19 protein-coding genes are annotated in these 23,234 nt (G+C 63.7%); 9 read left to right on the forward strand and 10 right to left on the reverse strand.

Translation table 11 applies throughout. From position 1 onward, the window contains the following. Positions 1 to 41: 41 nt before the first annotated feature. The gene (gene putA / locus PCJ21_RS01610) at positions 42 to 3,647 is read right to left on the reverse strand and encodes a bifunctional proline dehydrogenase/L-glutamate gamma-semialdehyde dehydrogenase PutA (protein WP_269929627.1); all 3,606 of its coding nucleotides are present in this window, start codon (positions 3,645 to 3,647) and stop codon (positions 42 to 44) included. Positions 3,648 to 3,815: 168 nt separating this feature from the next. Between putA and PCJ21_RS01615 the strand changes: the two genes are divergently transcribed. Continuing rightward, on the forward strand, positions 3,816 to 4,268 hold the full coding sequence (locus PCJ21_RS01615; RefSeq protein ID WP_269929628.1) for an Lrp/AsnC ligand binding domain-containing protein: 453 nt from the start codon (positions 3,816 to 3,818) through the stop codon (positions 4,266 to 4,268). 3 nt (positions 4,269 to 4,271) lie between these two features. Here the strand turns inward: PCJ21_RS01615 and PCJ21_RS01620 are convergent, their stop codons facing one another. The 4 genes from PCJ21_RS01620 to PCJ21_RS01635 form a co-directional block, all read right to left on the reverse strand. Continuing rightward, complete coding sequence (locus PCJ21_RS01620; protein ID WP_269929814.1) at positions 4,272 to 5,465, reverse strand: cytochrome-c peroxidase; 1,194 nt, start codon at positions 5,463 to 5,465, stop codon at positions 4,272 to 4,274. 19 nt (positions 5,466 to 5,484) lie between these two features. Beyond that, positions 5,485 to 5,925, reverse strand: coding sequence for a FixH family protein (locus tag PCJ21_RS01625; protein WP_269929629.1), 441 nt, complete (start codon positions 5,923 to 5,925; stop codon positions 5,485 to 5,487). Between the two features lie 240 nt (positions 5,926 to 6,165). Further along, complete coding sequence (locus PCJ21_RS01630) at positions 6,166 to 7,623, reverse strand: NAD-dependent succinate-semialdehyde dehydrogenase (RefSeq protein WP_269929630.1); 1,458 nt, start codon at positions 7,621 to 7,623, stop codon at positions 6,166 to 6,168. Positions 7,624 to 7,807: 184 nt separating this feature from the next. Beyond that, positions 7,808 to 8,758 (reverse strand): AEC family transporter, encoded by a 951-nt coding sequence (locus PCJ21_RS01635; RefSeq protein WP_269929631.1) that lies wholly within the window; start codon positions 8,756 to 8,758, stop codon positions 7,808 to 7,810. Positions 8,759 to 8,925: 167 nt separating this feature from the next. On the opposite strand from PCJ21_RS01635, the gene PCJ21_RS01640 reads away from it, so the two are divergent. The 6 genes from PCJ21_RS01640 (at position 8,926) to PCJ21_RS01665 (ending at position 14,590) form a co-directional block, all read left to right on the forward strand. Then, complete coding sequence (locus PCJ21_RS01640) at positions 8,926 to 9,471, forward strand: histidine phosphatase family protein (protein WP_269929632.1); 546 nt, start codon at positions 8,926 to 8,928, stop codon at positions 9,469 to 9,471. A gap of 161 nt (positions 9,472 to 9,632) precedes the next feature. Continuing rightward, the gene (locus tag PCJ21_RS01645; RefSeq protein WP_269929633.1) at positions 9,633 to 9,914 is read left to right on the forward strand and encodes an acyl carrier protein; all 282 of its coding nucleotides are present in this window, start codon (positions 9,633 to 9,635) and stop codon (positions 9,912 to 9,914) included. A 17-nt stretch (positions 9,915 to 9,931) separates the two neighbouring features. Beyond that, a complete protein-coding gene (locus tag PCJ21_RS01650; RefSeq protein ID WP_269929634.1) occupies positions 9,932 to 11,119 on the forward strand; it encodes a beta-ketoacyl-ACP synthase in 1,188 nt (395 codons plus the stop codon). An 18-nt stretch (positions 11,120 to 11,137) separates the two neighbouring features. Further along, positions 11,138 to 12,409 carry a beta-ketoacyl-ACP synthase gene (locus PCJ21_RS01655; protein ID WP_269929635.1) on the forward strand — a complete coding sequence of 424 codons (1,272 nt, stop codon included), beginning with the start codon at positions 11,138 to 11,140 and terminating at the stop codon, positions 12,407 to 12,409. Positions 12,410 to 12,549: 140 nt separating this feature from the next. Continuing rightward, positions 12,550 to 13,578 (forward strand): zinc-binding dehydrogenase, encoded by a 1,029-nt coding sequence (locus PCJ21_RS01660; RefSeq protein ID WP_269929636.1) that lies wholly within the window; start codon positions 12,550 to 12,552, stop codon positions 13,576 to 13,578. A gap of 52 nt (positions 13,579 to 13,630) precedes the next feature. Then, complete coding sequence (locus tag PCJ21_RS01665) at positions 13,631 to 14,590, forward strand: lipid A biosynthesis lauroyl acyltransferase (protein ID WP_269929815.1); 960 nt, start codon at positions 13,631 to 13,633, stop codon at positions 14,588 to 14,590. A 13-nt stretch (positions 14,591 to 14,603) separates the two neighbouring features. Here the strand turns inward: PCJ21_RS01665 and PCJ21_RS01670 are convergent, their stop codons facing one another. The 5 genes from PCJ21_RS01670 to PCJ21_RS01690 all read right to left on the reverse strand — a co-directional run bounded on the left by PCJ21_RS01670 (position 14,604) and on the right by PCJ21_RS01690 (position 20,826). Then, the gene (locus tag PCJ21_RS01670; RefSeq protein WP_269929637.1) at positions 14,604 to 15,524 is read right to left on the reverse strand and encodes a dimethyl sulfoxide reductase anchor subunit family protein; all 921 of its coding nucleotides are present in this window, start codon (positions 15,522 to 15,524) and stop codon (positions 14,604 to 14,606) included. A 3-nt stretch (positions 15,525 to 15,527) separates the two neighbouring features. Further along, positions 15,528 to 16,295, reverse strand: a complete 768-nt coding sequence (locus tag PCJ21_RS01675) for a 4Fe-4S dicluster domain-containing protein (protein WP_269929638.1) — start codon at positions 16,293 to 16,295, stop codon at positions 15,528 to 15,530. Then, the gene (locus PCJ21_RS01680) at positions 16,292 to 19,132 is read right to left on the reverse strand and encodes a molybdopterin oxidoreductase family protein (protein WP_269929639.1); all 2,841 of its coding nucleotides are present in this window, start codon (positions 19,130 to 19,132) and stop codon (positions 16,292 to 16,294) included. The genes PCJ21_RS01675 and PCJ21_RS01680 overlap by 4 nt, the downstream gene beginning before the upstream one ends. Positions 19,133 to 19,331: 199 nt before the next feature. Further along, positions 19,332 to 20,162: a hypothetical protein gene (locus PCJ21_RS01685; RefSeq protein ID WP_269929640.1), complete on the reverse strand. Its 831-nt coding sequence runs from the start codon at positions 20,160 to 20,162 to the stop codon at positions 19,332 to 19,334. 238 nt (positions 20,163 to 20,400) lie between these two features. Continuing rightward, on the reverse strand, positions 20,401 to 20,826 hold the full coding sequence (locus PCJ21_RS01690) for a L,D-transpeptidase (protein ID WP_269929641.1): 426 nt from the start codon (positions 20,824 to 20,826) through the stop codon (positions 20,401 to 20,403). 322 nt (positions 20,827 to 21,148) lie between these two features. Between PCJ21_RS01690 and PCJ21_RS01695 the strand changes: the two genes are divergently transcribed. Next, positions 21,149 to 22,723, forward strand: a complete 1,575-nt coding sequence (locus PCJ21_RS01695; protein ID WP_442865938.1) for a flavin monoamine oxidase family protein — start codon at positions 21,149 to 21,151, stop codon at positions 22,721 to 22,723. 50 nt (positions 22,724 to 22,773) lie between these two features. Continuing rightward, positions 22,774 to 23,187 carry a c-type cytochrome gene (locus PCJ21_RS01700; RefSeq protein ID WP_269929643.1) on the forward strand — a complete coding sequence of 138 codons (414 nt, stop codon included), beginning with the start codon at positions 22,774 to 22,776 and terminating at the stop codon, positions 23,185 to 23,187. The last annotated feature ends 47 nt before the right edge of the window (positions 23,188 to 23,234 follow it).

Genomic DNA, 23,234 nt, shown 5'->3' on the forward strand with positions numbered 1-23,234 from the left:
AGAAATCGAGTAAGGGGCAGGTCTGACCTGCCCCTTTTCTCTTAGGCGGACGCCAGCAGGCTGGCGTTGCCACCGGCTGCGGTCGTGTCGACGCAGACCGCGCGCTCATGCGCGTAGGCGACAGGATAGATCACTTCGCTGACCAGCGGCACGATCGGCCCCTTGCGCTCGGCAATCACCTTGCGGACGATACGCATGCTCTCGTCCGTCCCCGAATAAGCGACCACATCGACATCGAGCGACCGCGCCTCCACCGGATCGGGTCGGCCGTCAATGGCGGCGATCGGCAAGTTCTTGCCCAAAAGGGCATGAACGGCTGCCGGTGCGCCGGGAGCGACCGCAAGCACCGAGTTTCCGGCGGCAAGCGCCTGAATCGCCTGGGCGAGCATCGTCTCCGCATCCGGTCCAAGGCACAGCACGCGACCGCGCGGATTGAGCGACAGCGTGTTTGCCTCGCCCGTCGGCCCGGGAAGGTCGACCTGGCCGAAGTCGATGCCCGCCGCAGCCGCGATCGCCGCGGCACCCTTGCCGCGCAGATGCTTGCGCAGGACGGCGATACGGTCCGGCCGCGTCGCCCATTCGCCGGCATCGACGAGATTGTCGACCAGCTCGGTCGCGGTGACCTTGCGGCCTTCAGGCAACACCGCGCTCGCCTCGGGCGACTTGCGGAAACGACGGAGGTAGTGCGGTCCGCCGGCCTTGGGCCCGGTGCCCGACAGCCCCTCGCCGCCAAAAGGCTGCGAGCCGACGACGGCGCCGATCTGGTTGCGGTTGACGTAGATGTTGCCGGCATGGATGCCGTCGACGATGTGCTGGACGCGGCCCTCGATGCGGGTGTGCAGGCCGAAGGTCAGGCCGTAGCCCTTGCGGTTGACCGCCGCAATGACGTTGTCGAGTTCGTCGGCCTCGAAGGTCGCCACATGCAGCACCGGCCCGAACACCTCGCGCTCCATCTCTTCGATACCCTTGACGCGGAAGACGTGCGGAGCGACGAAACGGCCGTCCACGGGCGCCTCAAGCTTGGCAACCAGCTTGCCCTTGGCTTCCATCTTTTCGCAATACTCGCGGATCGAGGCCTGCGCGTCTTCGTCGATGACCGGGCCGACGTCGGTCGACAGCAGCCACGGGTCGCCAATGGAGAGCGCATCCATCGCCCCCTTCAGCATGTCGATCATCTTCTTTTCGACATCGGTCTGGACATACAGCACGCGCAGCGCCGAGCAGCGCTGGCCAGCACTCTGGAACGACGAGGCCAGCACGTCGCGGATCGCCTGCTCGGGCAGCGCAGTGGAATCGACGATCATGGCATTCAGACCGCCTGTCTCGGCGATCAGCATCGCGTCGGGCGCGGCCGTCTCGGCCAGCTGCTTTTCGATCAGCTTGGCAACTTCCGTCGAGCCGGTGAAGCAGACACCGCCGATGCGCGGATCGGCCGTCAGCGGCGCGCCGACAGTCGGGCCGTCGCCCGGCAGGAGCTGGATCACGTCCTCGGGCACGCCGGCCTCGCGCATCATCTCGACCGCACGTGCTGCAATCAGCGGTGTCTGTTCGGCGGGCTTGGCGATCACCGAGTTGCCGGTGACGAGTGCCGCCGCGATCTGCCCGGTGAAGATGGCGAGCGGAAAGTTCCACGGCGAGATGCAGACGATGGCGCCGCGCGCTTGGGTACCTGCCTCGGCCTTCTCGGCTTCGGCAGCATAGTAGCGCAGGAAGTCGACCGCCTCGCGGACTTCGGCGACGCCGTCGGCCAGCGACTTGCCGGCTTCGCGGGTGGCAAGGGCGAAGAACTCGGCCGCATTCGCTTCATAGAGGTCGGCGATGCGGCGCAGGATGGCGGCCCGCTCGGCGACCGGCTTCCTTGCCCAGGCCGGCTGCGCCTCGACGGCGATGCGCACGGCGGTGTCCACCTGCTTGGCCGCAGCCTCGGTGACCGTGCCGACGATGTCGGAAGGCTTGGCCGGGTTGACCACCTTGCGCGAGGCGCCGTAGCCGGCAGCGCGGGTGATCGGCTTGGCCGTCCACCTGTCGGCGCCCTTGAAGTTGTCCTTGGCCTTGTCGAGCGCGTCCAGCGTCACCGGATCGGTGATGTCCCAGCCCCTGGCGTTCTTGCGTCCGGCGCCGAAGATCGCCGAAGGCACAGGGATCGACGGATTGGAGGCGGAACCCTGCGTTTCGACGGTTTCAAGCGGGTCGCGGGCGATATCCTCGGGGGCCACGTCCTCATCGGTCAACTGGTGGACGAAGGACGAGTTGGCGCCATTCTCAAGCAGCCGGCGAACCAGATAGGCAAGCAGATCGGAATGCGCGCCGACGGGCGCATAGATGCGGCAGCGCGTTCCCTCGGCCTTGCGCACCGTCTCGTGCAGGGCTTCGCCCATGCCATGCAGGCGCTGGAACTCGAACGAAGTGCGGTCCGTAGCCATCGACAGGATGGCGGCGACCGTATGCGCGTTGTGGGTGGCGAACTGCGGGTAGATACGGTCGGTCATCGACAGCAGCTTGCGGGCGCAGGCCATGTAGGAGACGTCGGTGTTGGCCTTGCGCGTGAAGACGGGATAGCCTGGCAGGCCGAGCGTCTGCGCGCGCTTGATCTCGGTATCCCAATAGGCACCCTTGACCAGCCGCACCATGATGTTGCGGTCGAGCTTGTTGGCCAGCGCATAAAGCCAGTCGATGGCGAACGCCGTGCGTGGGCCGTAAGCCTGCACGACCACGCCGAAACCGTTCCAGCCTTCGAGCTGCGGGTCGGCCAGTACACGCTCGATGACGTCGAGCGACAGATCGAGCCGGTCGGCTTCCTCGGCATCGATGTTGAGCCCCATGCGCGCCTGCTTGGCGGCCAGGCACAGCGACAGCAGGCGCTCGGCCATGACCGGCAGCATCTCGTCCTTGTGCGAGACCTCGTAGCGCGGATGCAGGGCAGACAGCTTGACCGAGATGCCGTGATTGTAGCGAATGTCCGGGCCGTTGGTGCCATTGTCGAGCGAGGAGATCGCCTCGGCATAGGCGCGATGGTAGCGCAGGGCATCGGCTTCGGTGCGGGCGGCCTCGCCCAGCATGTCGAAGGAATAGAGATAACCCTTCTGGATCATCGAACGGCCGCGCTTGACCGCTTCGGTGATGGTGCGGCCGAGCACGAACTGTTCGCCCATTTCGCGCATCGCGGCAGCCACCGCCTTGCGGATGACCGGTTCGCCAAGACGGCGAACCATCGAACGCAGCGTGCGCTCGATCGAACCCTCGCCTTCGTCGAGCACGCGACCGGTCAGCATCAGCGCCCAGGTCGAGGCGTTGACAAAGATCGAGCTCGAACCGCCCGAATGCGCCGACCAGTCGTGCGGCGCGATCTTGTCGGCGATGAGGTCATCCATGGTTTCGGTGTCGGGCACGCGCAAAAGCGCTTCGGCCAGGCACATCAGCGCCACGCCTTCCTTGGTCGACAGGCCGTAGGCCGAGAGGAAGACTTCCATCAGCCGGGGGTCGGTCTCGCCGCGCACAGCGCGTACCAGATCCGCCGCACGGGCGGAAATCGCCTTGCGGTCATCGGGGGAAAGGGCAGCCGTCGCGGCCAGCCTCTGCACGGCTTCGGCCTCGTCTGGCAGATAGTTTGCACGAATTTCCTTGCGGATGGAGTCGAGCGCGGGCATGGCAGTCCTGTGGAGCGGGTTGAGGCTACGCCCGGCGCAACTCGCCGCCGAGCCTTTGGTCGAGAACTAGCACGGGGACCGAAATATAGCCGGCCCAAAGAATTCGACTTGGCAACTCAATTGGACTACGATATCCGCAAATAAGCACCCATCTGAGCTGCCACACTCATGAATGAAGACCATTTAGACCGCATCGACCGGAACATCATGTTCGCGCTTTCGCGCGACGGGCGTCTGTCGATGGCAGAGCTTGCCACAAAAGTCGGACTTTCCAAGACCCCTGTGCAGGCGCGGGTCAAACGGCTGGAAAAGGACGGCTTCATCAAGGGCTACCAGGCGGTCATCGACAGCGAGCGCATGGGCGAAGGACACGTCGCCTTCGTTCAGGTCAAGCTTTCCGACACCCGCTCGGCGGCACTCGAAGAGTTCAACCGGGCGATTCATGCAGTTCGTGAAATCGAACAGTGCCACATGATGGCCGCGAGCTTCGACTACCTGCTCAAGGTCCGCACCAAGGACATCGCCGCCTACCGGCGCGTGCTCGGCGAGCGCATATCCGCCCTGCCCCATGTCGCCCAGACATCGACCTTCGTGGCGATGGAGACGGTCAAGGACAGGTGAGCGCTATTCGCTCAGCGTCTTGAGGAACGCCACCAGGGCCCCGCGCTCGCGCTCGGACAAAGCCACCGGATGTATCTCGGTCTCGCCTTCAACGCTGGCTGGCGCGCCGACATAGTGATCGAGCACCTTTTCGAGTGTCGCGAACTGGCCGGCATGCATGAAGGGCGCCCGGTCGGCCACACCACGCAATGACGGGGTCTTGTAAGCGCGCACCAGTTCCGGCGCGCTCTTTTGCATGAAACGCAGCTCGCCGCAGGCTTCTTCACCGCCATCGCGGAGCTTGCCGAAACAGTTGAACGGATCGGCCAGAACCTCCTCGACGACTGCAATCCGACCCCGATCGGCCGGCAGCCCGGCAACAGGCGGCACGCCGGTGTTGTGGAAATGATTGTCGGTGAAGCGCGGCCCGGTATGGCAGGTCGAGCAGTTCGCCCGACCGATGAAGAGCCTGAGGCCGGCCTGCTCTTCTTCCGACAGCGCCGCGTCGCCGGCCGGAGCGGCGCCCTTGGCGAGGGCATCTGCAAAGCGGTCGAAGCGTGTTGGCGGATGCACCAGCGCACGCTCGAAGGCGGCGATCGCCTTGCCTATGTCGGCGAAAGCCATATTGACGCCGTCCCGCTGGGTGTCGCTCAAGGCAGCCCATGCGGCCTGCTCGGCCGGCGTACCGAACGGCCCGGCATTGGCCGGCACACCCGTCAGATCGGGCAGAGGCCGGAAAATCCGTTCGTAGCGTTCGCCGAAGCGGCGCTTGAGATAGTGGACATAGGCGGCGCGGTTGCCGGCGTGCTCCAGCGGGTTTTCGAGCGGCGCCAACGCCTGTGACCACAGGCTGTCGCGCCGCCCGTCCCAGAACAAGAACGGATCACGTGCGACGCCCGCCAGCGGCATGGTTCGCCGGTTGGTTTCGCCGACACCCACGCCGCGCGGCAGATCATCCTGGAACTGCCGGTCGATCTTGTGGCAGGTGCCGCAGGCGACATTGCCGTCGCGGCTCATGCCGGTGTCGAAGAACAGCGTCGCCCCGAGCGCGGCGGCGCCCGGATCGTCGGCGAAGCGATTGGTCGGATCCAGCGGCAGCGGCGCCAGTGCCGACAGCGACATCGACGCGATCGTCCGCTTTTCGGCCTCGGTGAATTCCTGTCGCCCGCAGCCGGCCATAGCCGCCGCAAACGCCAATGCGACGGCCAGGCGCCTGATCGGGCCGCGCGTCATCGCCTCACAGCACCAGATTGAACGTGGCTTCATCGACGCCGGAGGGCGCTGCGATGGCAAGCTTGAGTTGCCACCAGCCAGTCATGGAGAACTTCATGCCCTCGATGCGGTAGCGGCCGTCGCCGAGATAGGCTGTCGCCTCGGGACTGGTCGGCAGGCCATGCGCATGCTCGGGCATGCCGCCGCCGACGGTGATCGCAGCCCCTTCGACCGGCGCGCCCTGCCGCGTCTTGACCGTCACCACCCACGCATGCAGGTCCCCTTGCCTGGGCTCCCCTGCCTCGGGCGCGATGGACACCGCAAAAAGGCCCTTGGCCGAACTCCTGGAGCGCGCGAGGTCGGGCTCGGGGCTTGCCGGCGCGGTCATATAGACTATCGCCAGGAAAGCGACCGACAGGGCTACCAGCCCGATCGCCCCGACAACCATGCGCCACGTCGAACTCATGTTTTCTCCTCACGCCTGCCGACAACGTTTTTCTGGCGGCGAAGCTTCCCGTCGCATCCGACTGAAGGGACCCGCAAGCCGGTTCTCCCGCACCCGTCACACAAGCACATGACGTGCCGCCACGCGTTCACAACAACTACCGCAGGTTACACCCATTTCTGGAATCACCCTCTCAGCAGCCAAAGAAAACGCGCGGCCCGTGCAGGACCGCGCGTTCTGTTCGCACAGCGATGGGGCTCCTTAGAACCCCAGCCCGCCGATGCAGACATATTTGGTGTCGAGATAGTCCTCGATGCCCTGGTGCCCGCCCTCGCGGCCGAGGCCGGATTCCTTGACGCCTCCAAATGGCGCTTCGGGCGTGGTGATCAGGCCTTCGTTGACGCCGACCATGCCGTACTTCAGCCCTTCCATGACACGGAAGGCACGGCCGAGGTCGCCGGTGTAGAAGTAGCTGGCAAGGCCGAACTCGGTGTCGTTGGCGAGGGCGATCGCCTCCTCTTCGGTCTCGAATTTGAAGACCGGAGCAACCGGGCCGAAGATCTCGTCCTTCATGAACAGCATTGCGGGCGTCGCGCCCGAAATGACCGTCGGCTCGAAGAACGAGCCACCCAACGCATGGCGCTTGCCGCCGGCAACCACCTTGCCACCCTTTGCGGTTGCGTCGGCAATGAATTCCTCGACCTTCTCCACGGCCTTTTCGTCGATCAGCGGGCCCTGCTGCACGCCGGCATCCAGGCCGGAACCGACCTTGAGCTTTTTCGACGCCTCGGCCAGCCTGGCCACGAACTTGTCGTAGATGCCTGCCTGGGCGAAGAAGCGGTTGGTGCAGACGCAGGTCTGGCCGGAATTGCGGAATTTCGCGGTGATGGCGCCCTCGACGGCGCGATCAATATCGGCGTCGTCGAAGACCAGGAACGGCGCGTTGCCGCCGAGCTCCATCGATACCTTCTTCACGGTCGAAGCCGACTTTTCGATCAGCATCTTGCCGACCTCGGTCGAGCCGGTGAAGGTGATCTTCTTGACCAGCGGGTTTACGCAAATCTCGTCGCCGATTTCGCCGGCCGAACCGGTCAGGACGTTAACCACACCCTTAGGGAAGCCGACCTCCTCGCACAGCGCACCCCAGGCGAGGCCTGAGTATGGCGTCTGCGATGCCGGCTTGACCACGGCCGTGCAGCCGGCGGCGAGTGCTGGTCCGAGCTTGCGCGACAGCATCGACGACGGGAAATTCCATGGCGTGATCGCGGCGATGACGCCAACAGGCTCCTTGGTGACAAGGATGCGGCGGTCGGCCCATGGCGACGGCACGACATCGCCATAGGCGCGGCGGGCTTCCTCGGCGAACCACAGCACATAGGCGGCGGACGAGCCGATCTCGCCCTTGGCCTCGGTCAGCGACTTGCCCTGCTCGATGGTGAGCAGCTCGGCCAACGCGTCCTGGTTGTCCATGATCGCGTCGTGCAGCTTGCGCAGCAGCTTCGAGCGCTCGAGTGCGGAGGTCTTGCGGTACGTCTTGAACGCCTCGTTGGCCGCCTCGATGGCCCGGCGCGTCTCGGCGCCGCCCGAGCGTGGGACGGTTCCAATCTTCAGTCCGGTCGCCGGATTGATGACGTCGATTGTCTTGCCCGAATCGGCCTGGACCCATTCGCCGTTAATGAGATTGGCCTGCCGCATGAAATGGCTGGTTTTCTGAAGCATGGCTTGCCTCCTTGTTTGGCGCGCCTGACGGTTCGCAGGCTGGACATGAAAATCGCAGAAAAGCACTGGCGCAGACACGCTCGATGCCTCGTCACCGCAGGCAAACTAGTAGCTTGCCGCAGGGGCACCGATCAACTGCATTATGGCACAGATGGTTTGGTCCAGCGCCCCGAAACCAGGGCTTCTATCCGAATACCATGGTGGCGACTGTCAGCCAGAATGCCAGCGTCACCACCGCACAGGCGGTGGCGATGGTCATCTGGTTGGACGCAAGCGCCTGGCCGGTGCCGAACTGCGTCGCGATCAGGTAGGAATTGACGCCGGACGGCAGGCCGGCGGCGGCAACCGCGACTTTCGCCGGCAAGGGCGGCAGCCCGAACAGCCAGGCGAGCAAAAGCGCAACCGCGGGCATCAGGAACAGCTTGATGCCAGTCAGCGCGATTGCTGGCCGGATGTTGCCGGAAATGCCGAACTTGCGCAGACCAAGCCCCATGGCAAACAACGCCACCGGCCCCGCCACATTGGCCAGAGCATCGACGAAGCGGCTGGCAATCGCCGGCAAAGGGATGCCGGTCGCGCGCCATGCCAGACCTGCCACGATGCCGATGATCAGCGGATTGGCGACGATCTTCCGAAGGAAATCGCTTATGAGGGCAATGGGATGCATCGGCTCGCTGCGCTTGGGCCCGAACAGCTGGAACAAGATGATCGAGGCCATCATCATCGTCGGCAAATGCACCGAGACGATCAGCGACAGGATTTCGAAGCCCTCCTGCCCGAACACGCCGAGCATGAACGGGATGCCAAGAAGCACGAGGTTGGAGAACGCCGACGACACGCCGCCGACCACGCCCGCCTGCCCGTCACGGCCGAAAATTCGCGTCGTGGTCAGATGACCGGCAGTCCAAGCCACGGTGACCGCGCTGAAATAGGTCGCCCACAGCGCCCATGGCGCCGAGCCTTGGAAATCCGCCCCCAGCATGGTGCGAAACAACAACAGGGGCAGCGCCACCCCGACTGCGAACGCCGACAGGGCATCGCCCGCCTCTACCCGAAGGTAGCCGGTCGCTCCCGCGAAATAGCCCAGCGCCACCAGGCCGAAGACAAAGAGCACGGTTTCGACAAGGGGGGACATCGGCGCTCTTGCATCGCGGGAATCGGCAGCCAGAGCATCGCCGTCATGACAGTGTTGTTCAAGGCCGCAGCCGGTCCAACACGGGCCAAGCTTGGCCGCTCCGCCCCTGCCTTGCCTTTCATTCGGCTTTGGCCTCCCTATATCCGCAACGCCGGCTAGGAATTTACATGCTCAGAATTGCCATTGCGGTCATGCTTTTGTCTTTCGCCCTGCCGGCCCGGGCCACCGAGGCCGGCTGGGCGCTGCTGCGCGATGGCGGGCACGTTGTCCTTTTGCGCAACGCCATGACGACCGGATCGGTCGAGCCGCCCAGTTTCGATCTCGAGAAGTGCTCAACCCAGCTCAACCTGTCGGATCGCGGTCGCCAGCAGGCGCGCAAGATCGGCGCGCTGTTCGAGGCGCGCGCGGCGCCGGTCGAGCGCGTGCTGGCCAGCCGCTATTGCCGGACGATGGAAACGGCGCGCCTTGCCTTCGACGACCAGAAGGTCGAGCCGAACGAAGCACTCGACAAGCCGACGGAAGCCACCGCCGAAGCGGACACCGCAGCGGTCATGGACATCATCCGCAACTACTCGGGCTCCGACAACATCGTGCTTGTCACGCACCTGGAGAACATCCAGGCATTGACGGGAATGTCGGCGCGCGAAGGCGAAGCGTTGATCGTCGGCCTGGAAGGAGAAAAGCTGCGCGTGCTCGGCCGCATCGTATTCTAAGCCTTTCGCATGGCGGCCTTCCCTTGGGTACGGCAGCGGATGCGTCAACCAAAGCACAGGATTTGGCCTTTTCCTGCCCGGAAAAACCGATTAGACAGCCCTCAAAACTATGCGCGCAGAATCTGTCCCGGATTCATGACAGCCCGATAAAAGGAAAAACCGTGTCCACGACCTTCGACAAAGTCGCCAAGATCATTGCCGAAACCAGCGAGATCGACCTCGACACCATCACGCCCGAAAGCCACACCATCGACGACCTGGGCATCGACAGCCTCGACTTCCTCGACATCGTCTTTGCGATCGACAAGGAATTCGGCATCAAGGTGCCGCTCGAGAAGTGGACGCAGGAAGTCAACGACGGCAAGGCTTCGACTGACGAATACTTCGTCATGAAGAACCTCTGCGCCAAGATCGACGCGCTCGTCGCCGCCAAGAACGCCTGAGCATAGCCAACCAGCCCATGGCCAATCGTGACGTCGTCATCACCGGCATAGGTCTCGTCTCCTCCCTCGGGGAAGGCGGCGCCGCCCATTGGGACAAGCTGACCGCGCCGGGCGCGGCACCGGTGATCGATGCCGAGCGCTTCCAGCCCTATGCCATCCATCCGCTGCCCGAGATCGACTGGGGCCTTCAGATCGCCAAGCGCGGCGACCAGCGCCAGATGGAGACCTGGCAGCGCCTTGGCACCTATACGGCTGGCATGGCGCTCGACGACGCCGGCATCAAGGGCAATGACGAGCTGACGACCACCATGGACATGGTGGTTGCGGCAGGCGGCGGTGAGCGTGACGAGGCCGTCGACGCCGATGTGCTCGCCGCTTCGCAGACACGCTCCGACCGCGACGTGCTGCTGAATGAAAAGCTGACGACGGAACTCAGGCCCACCCTGTTCCTCGCCCAGCTTTCCAATCTGCTCGCCGGCAACATCTCGATCGTCCACAAGGTGACCGGCTCTTCGCGCACCTTCATGGGCGAAGAAGGCGCAGGCGTTGCGGCAATCGAGACGGCAGCGGCGCGCATCCGTTCGGGACAATCCACCCACGTCCTGGTTGGCGGCGCCTTCCAGACCGAGCATTCCGATATGCTGCTCGGCTACGAGTTGGCCGGGTATCTGCATCGCGGCCCGTGGAAGCCTGTCTGGCAGCGCCAGGGCTCCGAAGGTGGTGGCGTCGTCACCGGCTCAGGCGGCGCGTTCCTGGTTCTGGAATCGCGCGAACACGCTGAGGCCCGTGGCCAGAAAATCTATGCCCAGCTGGGTCCGGTGGTTTCCGACCGCGCCAAGCGCCGCAATGGCGGGCTTGAAGCAGCCATAGGCGAACTGCTTGCCAAGGCGGAGTTGCCGCAAGGCGAGCTTCTGGCGATTTCGGGCTCGTCCGGGGCTCACGCCGCCACGGCGGCTGAAAAGGCCGCATTCGAAGCCAATCCTGCCATTTCCGCTCGCGCGCTCTCGTCGCTGACCGGACACATGAAGGAAGCGCAGTTTCCGTTCGCGGTTGCGCTCGCCGCGCTCGCCGTCGAACGCGGCGCCGGCTACCCGGCCTTCGAAGCAGGCGAGAAAGAATTTGCGGGCAAGCCAGCCAACGTGCTGGCAACTGCCATCGGCTATCACCAATTCGAAGGCATGGCGCTCATCTCCGCGCCGCGCTGAAGGGTGTCAGGACAGAAAATGGCCAATCTGAAGGATCATCTCGGCAGACCGGTCGTTGCCGTTACCGGCATCGGCGTCGTCACCTCGCTGGGCATCGGCAAAGCCGAAAACTGGGCGGCGCTGACGTCGGGCAAGTCGGGCATCCACCCGATCACACGCTTTCCCGTCGATCACCTCAACACGCGCATCTCCGGCATGGTCGACTTCCTGCCGTCGAGCAACAAGGGCGCCAGCGCCCTGACCTATGAGCTGGCCGAGACCGCCGCGCGCGAAGCGGTGGACGAGGCAGGCTTTGCCGGCGACGACTTCGACGGCCCGCTGTTCCTCGCCTCGCCGCCGGTCGAGCTCGACTGGCGCGATCGCTTCACGCTTTTTGCCGGCGACGACAAGGGTTCGGCGTCCGAGCGGCTGCTTCGGGTCGCGCGCGACCTGAATTCCCTCGACATGTTCGACAGCTCGCAATTCGGCTCGATCGCCGACCGCCTGGCCGACCGCTTCGGCACGCGCGGCCTGCCGATCACCACGTCGACCGCCTGCGCCTCCGGTGCCACCGCCATCCAGCTTGGTGTCGAGGCCATTCGGCGCGGCGAATGCGACCGCGCGCTGGCCATCGGCGCGGACGGTTCGGCAACCGCGGAAGCGCTGATCCGCTTCTCGCTCCTGTCGGCGCTGTCGACCAACAACGACGTCCCGGAAAAGGCCTCCAAGCCCTTCTCCAAGGACCGCGACGGCTTCGTGCTCGCCGAAGGCTCGGCCGCACTGGTGCTTGAATCGCTCGAAAGCGCGCTCGCACGCGGCGCCGAGGTGCTCGGCATCCTCCGCGGCTGCGGCGAAAAGGCCGACGACTTCCACCGCACCCGCTCCAAGCCCGACGGCTCGCCGGCCATCGGCGCGGTCAAGGCGGCGCTTGCCGACGCAGGCCTTGGCGAGGACGAGATCGACTACGTCAACGCCCACGGCACCTCGACCCCGGAAAACGACAAGATGGAGCATCTGTCGCTGTCCACCGTCTTCGGCGAACGCATCCGCAAGATTCCGGTGTCGTCAAACAAGTCGATGATCGGCCATACGCTTTCCGCGGCCGGCGCGATCGAAGCCGCGTTTTCGCTGATGACGATGCGCGAAGGCGTCATTCCGCCGACCATCAACTACGACAACGCAGACCCCTCGATCGAGCTCGACGTGGTGCCGAACGTGAAGCGCAAGGCCGAAGTTCGCACCGTGCTTTCCAACTCGTTCGGCTTCGGCGGCCAGAATACCTGCCTTGTCATGGCGCGGGAACCGGTCTAAGCGACCGTTTCAACGTTCTGGCGCATGCGCAAAGTCCGGGATCGGTCTTTGCAAGGGTCATGCGCCGCTTATAAGCGCTGTTTCGTCCCCGGCATGTCGCCGGGAACGCGCGGCACTCGAGACAAGGATTTAGCGACATCATGCGCGCATTGCAGCTCGTCGAGGACCGCCGGCTCGAGCAGGTGGACATCACCCCGCCGCCGCCTCCGGGCCTTGGCGAAGTCACGTTGCGGATCAAGGCCGTGGCCCTCAACCACATCGATGTCTGGGGCTGGCGCGGCATGGCCTTTGCCAAACGCAAGCTGCCGCTGGTGATCGGCGCCGAGGCATCCGGCGAAGTGGACCAGGTCGGCCCCGGCGTCACCGGCCTGACGCCTGGCCAGCTTGTTTCGATCTACGGCGCCCGCACCTGCGGACTTTGCCGCCCGTGCCGCGAAGGCCGCGACAACCTCTGCGAACACGTCTCGGGCGTGCACGGCTTCCACGTCGATGGCTTTGCCCAGGAAAAGATCAACCTGCCGGCCCGCCTCCTCGTCCCCGCCCCTCCCGGAGTCGACGCCGTCGGTGCTGCGGTCGCTCCCGTCACCTTCGGCACCGTCGAGCATATGCTGTTCGACAACGCCAAGCTTGAGCCGGGCGAAACCATCCTTGTCCATGCCGGCGGTTCGGGCATCGGCTCGGCGGCGATCCAGCTCGCCAAGAAGATGGGCTGCACCGTCATCACCACTGTCGGCTCCAACGACAAGATCGAGAAGGCAAAGGCGCTCGGCGCCGATCACGTCATCAACTACCGCGATGACCGTTTCGAAGGCGTGGTGCGCAAGCTGACCAAGAAGAAGGGCGTCGACGTCGTCTTCGAGCACGTCGGCAAGGACACATGGGCAGGCTCGATGTTCAGCCTGAAGCGCGGCGGTCGCCTCGTCACCTGCGGTTCGACCTCGGGCGTATCGACCGAAATCAACCTGATGATGCTGTTTCAGCAGCAGCTCAAGCTGCTCGGCTCGTTCGGCTGCCGCATGGAAAACATGGCCAACGCCATGCAGAAGATGGCGGCCGGGCTGGTCAAGCCGGTCATCGACACCGAAGTCGACTTCACGTCTATCGATACCGCGCTGAAGCGGATGGAGGGCCGCGACGTGTTCGGCAAGATCATCCTCCGCATCGACTGAGGATATCAGCGAATTGCCACGCAAGAAGGTCCACAAGATTCCCAGTCCGATGATGATGCGGATCATGGGTCGGCTGCGCATGTTCAACTACTGGCTGATTGCGCAGCTCGCCCTCGTCGTGCTCAAGCTGCTGCGCCTGCTGCCGGTGGATACCGGCCTGAACTTCGCTGACCGCGCCGCCCGTTTCGTGGGGCCGTGGTTTGGCCGCCACCGCGTCGCGGTGAGCAATCTGCGCGCCGCCTATCCGGAAAAGTCGGAGGCCGAAATCGAGGCCATTGCCCGGGACATGTGGGGCAACATGGGCCGGCTCGGTGCGGAATACATCTTCCTCGAGCAGATCTTCGACTTCGATCCTGAGACCGAGACACCCGGCCGCATCGAGGTTTCAGGCATCGACCATTTCGCCAAGATCGCCAACGAAGACAAGCCGCATATCGTCTTCACTGGCCATCTCGGCAACTTCGAGCTGCTGCCGATCGCCGCCGCCACCTTCGGCATGAAGATCACGGCGCTGTTTCGCCCGCCGAACAATCCCTACCTCGCCGAGTACATCTTCTCGACCCGCAGCTCGAACATGGGCGACCTGCTCGCCTCACAGCGCGGCGCGTCATTTGCACTGGCCGGCATTCTCGACCGCGGCGGCAATGTCGGCATTCTGGTCGACCAGAAGTTCATCCGCGGCCTGCGCACCACCTTCTTTGGCCGTGAATGCGAGACCACCCCGGTGCTCGGCATGCTTGCGCGCCACTACGACTGCGACGTCTATCCGGCACATTGCATCCGCTTGCCCGGCAACCGCTACCGGTTGACCATCGAAGACAAGCTCGTCTTGCCACGCCTTGAAGACGGGGCAGTCGATGTCCTGGCGACCACCCAAATGCTCAACGACACTGTCGAGCGTTGGGTTCGCGAAGATCCCGGGCAGTGGATGTGGTTCCACAAGCGCTGGGGTTTGACTGGCGGCAAGCGTCGCAAGACCAACAAGGCGGGCAAGCTGGTGGCCGGTTCGTGAACCGGCTTGTGCGCTAGCCGCCGTAATAATTCATCACGGCATGGCGTGCTTCGGCGAAAAACAGCCAGCGCTCGACGACCAGCCCGAGCGCATAGCCCGCCACCGCGAAAACAGCCGCAAAGATGGCGAGCGTGCCCTGGCCGGCAACCGCCGCAACAATCAACAGCAGCATCGGCAGCGCGCCGCCTGCTAGCATGGCGAGCTTCGACAGCTTGGCCGCATGCTTGCGTGCGACCTTGAAGCCCATTTCCCGTGTCAGGTAGTTGTCATTGATGTGTGGCCGCTCAAACAACCTGACGTGTCCAATATGCCCGAGCCCCGTCGCGCTCTCGGGCGTCGACAGCGGCGCGAGCATCCGCAACCTTGTCCACCAGGCGTTCTTTGCAACCCACGCTGCGGCGAGCGCCGGTAGCGCCAGTGCCGCCGGAAGCGCGCCGTTGCCGCCATTAACGAACGCAAAGGCCGTGGCGAGCAGAAGGCCGCCGGCTGCGGCAAACAGCAGATAGCACAGTGGCGTGAGCCCGGTGTTCCACGCCTGGATGGAGCGAAGCGAAGCGTAGATCATCGCCGTGCAATAGACCGTCACCCCGCACATCACCGTTCCGAGCAGCCCGACCGCCACAACGTGTCGGCCTTCGATGGCCGCCAGCCAGGCCGAAAAGGTCAGCGGAGCGAACGTCAGGATCGCCATCACGCCTTCGCGCGACAGCCAGCTCGAACGCCATTGCGACAAGGCCCGCCAAGCTCGCTGCGGATTCCCGAGATGCAACGTTGACGCCAGCAGGCCGCCGGATATCAGCGCCAGCGCCAACGCGTAGGCGACCTTGGTGCCGATCATCGTCGGGTCGAGCAGACCGAGGCCAAGAACGGCGGCAAGGCCGTAGCCCATGCCGGACAGCGTGGTGAACAAGATGATGGAAGGTGCGGGATGCATGTTTCAGATTCGGTCCAGCATGCCGTCGAGCCAGGCGAAGAAGCCTTTTGCTCCGTCGGTGTTTTCAGCGAGCACCGGCGATCCGGCGCTGGCAGCCAGCGGTTTGCGCGGACGCGGCGGCAGATATTTGTTGGTCGGGCGCGTGCCCTGCTCCGGCATCAGGTCGTAGCCACCGCGTTCGGCCACCATGCGCGAAACATCGGATGCGGGATCCGCGAGATCGCCGTAGTGCCGGGCGTTGGCAGGGCACGTACGCACGCAGGACGGCACGCGATCGATTTCCTGGAGTGTCTCGTTGTAGATGCGGTCGACGCACAGCGTGCACTTTTTCATCACGCCGGCGGCAAGGTCCATCTCGCGCGCGCCATAGGCGCAGGACCAGGCGCACAGCCCGCAGCCAATGCATTTGCTCTCGTCGACCAGCACGATGCCGTCTTCGGCGCGCTTGTACGATGCTCCAGTCGGGCAGACGGTGACGCACGGCGCATCCTCGCAATGCAGGCATGACTTGGGGAAATGCACGATGCGCGCCTCGCCCGCCTCGCCGATCACCTGCCCGCCCTCCGGCACGACCTCGAAGGTGTGGATGCGGTTGAGGAAGGTGCCCGAGACGTCGGCGCCGTACGGGTTCTGGTCCGAAAGTGCGGCGCCGTAGCCACCGGTGTTCCATTCCTTGCAGCTGATGACGCAGGCATGGCAGCCGACGCAGACGTCAAGATCGATCACCAGTCCGAGTTTTTTCGGTGTCGGCAGCGACGGCAGGCTGGTCATTTCGCCCACTCCTGGCCATAGCGCAGTTCGTCCGGATGCTGCCGCTCCGGCGCCACAGCGGCAAAATGCGGTTCGCTAACTCCGGCCCGTTCGGCCTTCTCGATACGGACGCGAAGGTCGTACCACGCTGCTTGGCCGGTAACAGGATCGGAGTTGGACCAGCGCATGCCGTCACCTTTGGGCGGTAGAAGTTCGTGGATCAAGTGATTCATCAGAAAGCCCTTTTTGGCTTCCGGTGCATCCTTGTCGAGGGCCCAAGCGCCCTCGCGCTTGCCGATGGCGTTCCACGTCCAGATGGTGCTTGAATTGACCGCCTCCATGCGCGCCACCTCGACCTTGATGCGGCCGTGATGTGAAATCACCCAGACCCAGTCGCCGTCGACCAGCCCGATCTCGTCGCAGATCGGCCCCGGCACGTAGAGCGGGTTCCTGGTGTGGATCTGCCGCAGCCAGGCGTTCATCGAGCCCCAGGAATGGTACATCGCCGCCGGCCTCTGGGTGATGGCGTGATAAGGATATTCGTCGCCGTTGACCGCCGCTTCCTCGAACGGCCGATACCAGGACGGCAGCGGATCGAAGGTCTCCAGGATGCGCTGGCGATGGGTCACAGGCGCGACAGGCTCGCGCACGCCCTCCGCCGACAGCCGGAACTTCTGCAGCGTTTCCTGGTAGAGCTGGAAAATCACGGGTTTGGGTTCGTCGAAGAAGCCCATGCGCACGCCGAAATCCTGGTAGGCCTTGTTGGCGTGCTTGAAGAACTGGGCTTCGAGCGGGATATGCGCGGAAAAGAACGAACCGTTGTCGATGTAGCGCTGCATCTGCTCGGGATTGGCTGCCCCGCGCCCCGAACGCTCGCCATTGCTGCCGCGGAAGCCCGCAAGCGGCCCGATGCCCGGCCGCCGCTCGTGACGGACGATGTAGTCGGCATAGTCCTTGTACAGCGGCTTGCCGTGATTGTCGGCGAAGCCGGGCAGCTTCAGACGCGCGCCGAGATCGAGCAGCACCGTCTGGAAGCCACGAACGTCACGGTCGGGCTCGACCACCGGCCAGCGGATGGCATCCTGCACGGCATCCGGCTCGGAGATCGGCCGATCGAGCAGCGAAATGCAGTCATGCCGCTCGAGATAGGTCGTATCCGGCAGGATCAGGTCGGCGTAGGCGACCATTTCGGAGGAATAGGCATCGGAATAGATGATCTTGGGGATACGGTACTCCCCGGTCTCCGGGTCCTTGTCCTCCAGCATCTTGATGACGCCGGCCGTGTTCATCGACGAGTTCCAGGCCATGTTGGCCATGTAGAGGAACATCAGGTCGACCGGATAGGGATCGCCGGCATGCGCATTGGCGATGACCATGTGCATCAGCCCATGTGCGGAGATCGGCGCATCCCACGAAAACGCCTTGTCGATGCGCATCGGCTGGCCGTCGGCGTCGACCAGAAGGTCTTCGGGGCCTCTCGGAAAGCCGAGGTGCGGACCCGACAGCGGCTTGTTGGAGCCAAAATGCTCGGCCTTGCCGTGCGGCGTCGGATGCGCTTCGATCGGCTTGGGATAAGGCGGCTCGAAGCGGAAGGCGCCGGGGCAGTCGACCGCGCCGATCAGCACCTGAAGCATGTGCAAGGCGCGCGCCGTCTGGAAGCCGTTGGAATGCGCCGAAAGCCCGCGCATGGCATGGAACGACACCGGCCGGCCGATAAAGCTCTCATGACGCTGGCCGTTGACGTCGGTCCATGGCTGGTCGATTGAGATCGCCTCGTCGAAAGCGACGCGTGCGATCTCTGCTGCCAGTCCGCGGATCGTCTCGGCGGAGACACCGGTCTCCTTTGCCACGGCTTCAGGGGCATACTGCGGGTCGAGGTACTTTTCGGCCAGCAACTGGAACGCCGGCACCGCGAAACGTCCGTCCGGCAGTTCGACGCGGCCATAGAGCCCTGCCCTGGCGCCTTTGGCGCCCAATGCCACCACCTGCTCGGTCACCGTCTCATGGACCTGGACCTTGCCGTCCTTGTCGCGCAGGAACAGTCCGTGCTCGGCGGTGCCCGGCGCGTCGACCACCAGCCAGGTCGCGTTGGAATAGCGCACGATGTAGTCGACATCGATTTTTCGTGCCTTCAGCAATTCGTGCACGATCGCCAGGATCAGCAGGCCGTCGGTGCCGGGGCGGATGCCGATCCAGTTATCGGCGACCGCCGAATAGCCCGTGCGCACCGGATTGACCGAGACGAAGCGCGCGCCACGCTTCTTGAGCTTGGAGATGCCGATCTTGATCGGGTTGGAATCGTGATCCTCGGCCACGCCGAACATCACGAACAGCTTGGTCCGGTCCCAGTCCGGCGCGCCGAACTCCCAGAAGGCCCCGCCAATCGTCATGATCCCGGCGGCAGCCATGTTGACCGAGCAGAAGCCGCCATGCGCGGCGTAGTTGGGCGTGCCGAACTGCTGCGCCCAGAAGCCGGTCAGCGACTGCGACTGGTCGCGGCCGGTGAAGAAGGCGAGCTTCCTCGGGTCGTTCTGCCGCACCTCACCGAGCCAGTTCGTCGCCAGCGACAGCGCCTCGTCCCAGGAAATCTGCTTGAATTCGCCCGAACCGCGCGGCCCGGTCCTGAGCATCGGGCCGGTCAGTCGCGCCGGCGCGTAGTGCTGCATGATGCCGGCCGAGCCCTTGGCGCAAAGAACGCCGCGATTGACCGGGTGGTCGCGGTTGCCCTCGATATAGCGTACCTTGCCGTCCTTGAGGTGCACGTCGATGCCGCAGCGGCAGGCGCACATGTAGCAGGTGGTCTTGCGGACCTCGTCGGAGACGGGTTCGGATAGTGCCACGCGTGGCTGTGACGTCATGCTTGCGAACTCCCTGACCGGGAGTCGTAACCAGACTGACCGTGAAAGGAAATGCCTGCAAAGGTCAGTCTACGGCAAAATTTATCCATTGAGGGCAAAGAACTTGGTTCGCCCGTCTAATGTATCGCTGAAAATGGAAAGACCGGGGAATCCCCACTCCCCGGCCTTTCCGCAGGCACGTCGCCCCGAACGTAAATTCCTAGAAGAACAGGTAGCTTGACCGCGCGGTATCCATGGTCGCGCCGTTGCGATCCTCGTCCAGCAACGTATCGGCGCCGAATGTCGCGCGGATGCCAAGAACCAGCTTGTGAAGATTTACGTCGTCGCTGCTGGGGCCAGTCAGGTGGTCGAACTGATAGCGTCCGAATACCGTCCATGGCGTGTTGTCGAAGCGATAGTTACCTTGCAAGGCCAGGGTAATGGTATCTGCACCCTCATCGAGGTCCACCGACCGATAGCCAAGCTCGCCATCAAACCTGAGATTGGGCTGGGCAAAGTACCGGGCAACTGCGCGCGCACCCCAGACATCGATATGTTCGGAGAAGCCGGATTGGCGCAATTGTCCGTAGTAGGCTTGGCCATAAAGTGTGACGTTGTCGAAATAGACCTGGGCCTCCGGCCCGACCGTGAAGCTGTAGAGGTCTTCCGGACCGCTGTCGCCACCATAGCCGTTGATGGATGCAAAGCCACCCAGCGCGAAGCTGCTCGGATCACGCCAGTAGGCATGCAGCGCGCCGCCATAGCTGTTGATATCGCCCTCGTCGAACCAGGCGCCGTCAGCGAAAACGTCACCCTGGATGTTCCAACGCGCGTCGATCGGATAGTTCAACCGCGCCGCGCCTCCCGCCACCCACGCATTCTCGCTGCCGCCATCGAAGTCGATCCAAAGCCCGCCGAGATAGGCTTCGATATGACCGGAAACACGCGGCCCAGCGACAACGGGCTCTTCGACTACTGGCGAAACAGCGTCGGCCGCGAATGCTGAAGAAGTGACGGTGGCAAGCAATGCACTGGCAAGAAGGCGCTTCATGAAGGTCCCCTCATACTCTGGCAAATCAGCTATGGCGAAGATTAGCATTGGCTTGCAGGGACGCAATTCCGGACGAACTCAACGCCCGCCTCAACTTAGGATTTCACACGGCTGATGATACAATTCTGCAACAAACCCATCCTCCGATGGTTAAGCAGCCGTGTATTTGACACGCAACAGCGCATTTTCTCGGCGACATGAGCCGCCCAGCCAGGATTTCGCCAGCCAGCGAGGATTCTCAGTTGGTCACGACGATCCGCGTGTTTTTGGCCCCGACCTCGCGGACCAGCGAGTAGAAGCGCGCGGCATTGCCGGTCTGCAGCCGCACGCAACCATGCGATGCCGGACGCCCGAGTTGCCGCACAGCGCCGGTGCCATGGATGGCGTAGCCGCCATTGTAGAAGACCGAATACGGCATCGGTGAATTGTCGTACTTCTGCGAATACCACATGCGGTGCAGGCGCTTCGGCCGCCAGCTGCCACGCGGCGTGACATAGCCTCGCCGCGCCGTCGACACCGGCCATTGATGGATCACCCGCCCGTCCATGCTGACGGTCATCGTCTGTGTGGCAAGACTTACCCTGGCAACAAGAACATCGGCGAAAGCTTGCGCCGGAGCTCCAGAAAACGCCAAGACCGCAGCAATGCAAAGCGCTTTGTACATCTTCGCGCACTCCCCGCATTCGGCAATATTTCTGCCTGACTGCAAATGGGACCATGAAAAGTTGTACGGATGGTAAATCTATCCCGGAAGATGCGACGCATCCAGCCCTCCATCGACGGCGATCCCGTCCACGTCAGCGCCCAATCGGCACAGCCCCTATCGCCGGGCCGATCTGGCCCAGTTGACTCGCTTCCCTTAGGGCATAGGCTACCTTGGCAGCTGGAGCGAGGTTCCATGATGCTCCAGCGGGACAACCTGCGGCCGTGAGTGACCGTAGCCCGGAGGACATGAAACCATGACACAATCTCAATTCGTAGGCGGAATGAGCAGGCGTCAGTTGTTATCGCTCATCGGCCTCACCGCCGGCAGTGCGGCGATGTATCAGGCCATGACCAGCCTGGGTCTGGCAGTGGAGTCCGGCTACAAGGGACCCGTCAAGCTTGAGGGCGATCCGAAGGGGGCGACAGTCCTGATCCTGGGCTCGGGCCTCGCCGGCATGACGGCCGCGCTCGAACTCCGCCAAGTCGGCTACAAGGTCAAGATCCTCGAATACAACAGCCGGTCAGGCGGCCGCAATTGGACCCTTCGCGGCGGCGACACATACACCGAACTTGGTGGCGCCACGCAGAAGTGCGAATTCGACGAAGGTCTTTACATCAACCCCGGCCCCTGGCGTATCCCCTACCACCACAACGGGCTGCTGGCCTATTGCCGTCGCCTTGGCGTCACTCTCGAGCCGTTCCAGCAGCTCAACCACAACGCCTTCCTGCATTCGTCAAAGGCCTTCGGGGGCAAGCCGCAGCGGGTCCGCGACATCAAGATCGACTTCCAGGGCCATGTCTCGGAGCTTTTGGCAAAGGCCGCGCACACCGGCAAGCTGGAAGGCGGCGTCAGCAAGGAAGACCAGGAGATGCTTCTCGAAGCACTGCGCTCCTGGGGCGTCCTCGACAAGGACTATGCCTACACCAAGAGCATAGCCAACTCCGAATTCCGCGGTTTTGCCAAGGATCCGGGCGGCGGTCTCGGCGCTGCGCCGGTTCCCAGCGATCCGATCGCCTTTTCGGACATCCTGAGCTCGAGACTTTGGGGCAATCTCGCCAATTTCGCGCTCTATGAATTCCAGACCACCATGTTCCAGCCGGTCGGCGGCATCGACATGATCGGCAAGGCATTCACCAAGGAGGTCGGCGATCTCATCACCTACCATGCCAAGGTCAACAAGATCCTCCAGGACGAAAAGGGGGTCACCGTCACCTACGAGGACCAGCAAAAGCCCGGCACGATGGTGGAGGAGAAGGCGGACTGGTGCATCTGCACCATCCCGCTGACTATTCTCAGCCAGATCGAGATGAACGTCAGCGGCCCCATGCAGGCCGCGATCGAGGCCGTTCCCTATGCCTCGTCGGTGAAGGTCGGTCTGCAGTTCAAGCGGCGGTTCTGGGAACAGGACGATTTGATCTTCGGTGGCGTCAGCTACACTGACCTGCCGATTGCCCAGATCTCCTATCCGAGCACCGACTTCAACACCAACGGCAAGGGCGTGCTGCTTGGCGCCTACACCTGGAACGGTCCGCATTCCTACGAATTCACCTCGATGGCGCCCGAGGAACGGGTGAAGCGGGCTGTCGAATATGGCGCGCAGATCCACCCGCAGTACAAGGACGAGTTCGAAAACGGCATCTCGATGGCGTGGCACCGCTCGCCCTTCACGCTCGGTTGCGCCGGAGACTGGACCGAAGAAACCCGCAAGGAGCACTACGACAACCTCTGCCAGATCGATGGACGTATCGTGCTGGCCGGCGAACATGCCTCCTACATTCCGGCATGGATGGAAGGAGCGATCCTGTCGTCGCTCGATGCGATCACCAGGTTGCATCAACGTGTCGTCAGCGGGTGACGGCCATGACCGTTCACTCCTCACCTCACCTTTTCGCAAGGCATGCCATCATGACCCAGCAATCCATGCGGCCGCTTGGCCTGCTCGCAGCAGCGGCTCTTATGATCGCCCTTTCGACACCAGCAGCGTTTGCCGATTCGGCTGGAGTAACACTCAGCGACGGCGACATGTTCTCGGAAAAGACCGGGCAGGAACTCTACGCCAACGTCTGCCAGGCTTGCCACATGGATCAGGGGCAAGGCGCGATCGGCGCGGGCAAGTATCCGGCCCTCGCCAAGAACCAAAACCTCGAATCCGGCGGCTATCCGGTGTTTGTCGTCCTGCACGGCCTCAAGGGTATGCCGCCAGTCGGCACAATGATGAGCGACGAGCAGGTTGCCGCGGTGGTCAACTATGTCCGGACCAATTTCGGCAACGATTACAAGGATCCGGTGACTACAGAGGACGTGGCGGGTGCCCGTTGAATAGGTCGAGGTGGCCGAAGCCTAGCCCGGCCGTCCGGTTTGCCTTC

Source organism: Aminobacter sp. HY435, from assembly GCF_027568395.1.
Classification (GTDB): domain Bacteria; phylum Pseudomonadota; class Alphaproteobacteria; order Rhizobiales; family Rhizobiaceae; genus Aminobacter.

Bases quoted from the DNA above. Each gene is read 5' to 3' on its own strand.
- PCJ21_RS01665 (WP_269929815.1), top strand. From the start codon at position 13,631: ATGATGCGGATCATGGGTCGGCTGCGCATGTTCAACTACTGGCTGATT.
- PCJ21_RS01630 (WP_269929630.1), bottom strand. From the start codon at position 7,623: ATGCTTCAGAAAACCAGCCATTTCATGCGGCAGGCCAATCTCATTAAC.
- PCJ21_RS01670 (WP_269929637.1), bottom strand. From the start codon at position 15,524: ATGCATCCCGCACCTTCCATCATCTTGTTCACCACGCTGTCCGGCATG.
- PCJ21_RS01625 (WP_269929629.1), bottom strand. From the start codon at position 5,925: ATGAGTTCGACGTGGCGCATGGTTGTCGGGGCGATCGGGCTGGTAGCC.
- PCJ21_RS01685 (WP_269929640.1), bottom strand. From the start codon at position 20,162: ATGAAGCGCCTTCTTGCCAGTGCATTGCTTGCCACCGTCACTTCTTCA.
- PCJ21_RS01680 (WP_269929639.1), bottom strand. From the start codon at position 19,132: ATGACGTCACAGCCACGCGTGGCACTATCCGAACCCGTCTCCGACGAG.
- PCJ21_RS01660 (WP_269929636.1), top strand. From the start codon at position 12,550: ATGCGCGCATTGCAGCTCGTCGAGGACCGCCGGCTCGAGCAGGTGGAC.
- PCJ21_RS01695 (WP_442865938.1), top strand. From the start codon at position 21,149: ATGAGCAGGCGTCAGTTGTTATCGCTCATCGGCCTCACCGCCGGCAGT.
- PCJ21_RS01655 (WP_269929635.1), top strand. From the start codon at position 11,138: ATGGCCAATCTGAAGGATCATCTCGGCAGACCGGTCGTTGCCGTTACC.
- putA (WP_269929627.1), bottom strand. From the start codon at position 3,647: ATGCCCGCGCTCGACTCCATCCGCAAGGAAATTCGTGCAAACTATCTG.
- PCJ21_RS01675 (WP_269929638.1), bottom strand. From the start codon at position 16,295: ATGACCAGCCTGCCGTCGCTGCCGACACCGAAAAAACTCGGACTGGTG.
- PCJ21_RS01700 (WP_269929643.1), top strand. From the start codon at position 22,774: ATGACCCAGCAATCCATGCGGCCGCTTGGCCTGCTCGCAGCAGCGGCT.
- PCJ21_RS01650 (WP_269929634.1), top strand. From the start codon at position 9,932: ATGGCCAATCGTGACGTCGTCATCACCGGCATAGGTCTCGTCTCCTCC.
- PCJ21_RS01615 (WP_269929628.1), top strand. From the start codon at position 3,816: ATGAATGAAGACCATTTAGACCGCATCGACCGGAACATCATGTTCGCG.
- PCJ21_RS01640 (WP_269929632.1), top strand. From the start codon at position 8,926: ATGCTCAGAATTGCCATTGCGGTCATGCTTTTGTCTTTCGCCCTGCCG.
- PCJ21_RS01635 (WP_269929631.1), bottom strand. From the start codon at position 8,758: ATGTCCCCCCTTGTCGAAACCGTGCTCTTTGTCTTCGGCCTGGTGGCG.
- PCJ21_RS01690 (WP_269929641.1), bottom strand. From the start codon at position 20,826: ATGTACAAAGCGCTTTGCATTGCTGCGGTCTTGGCGTTTTCTGGAGCT.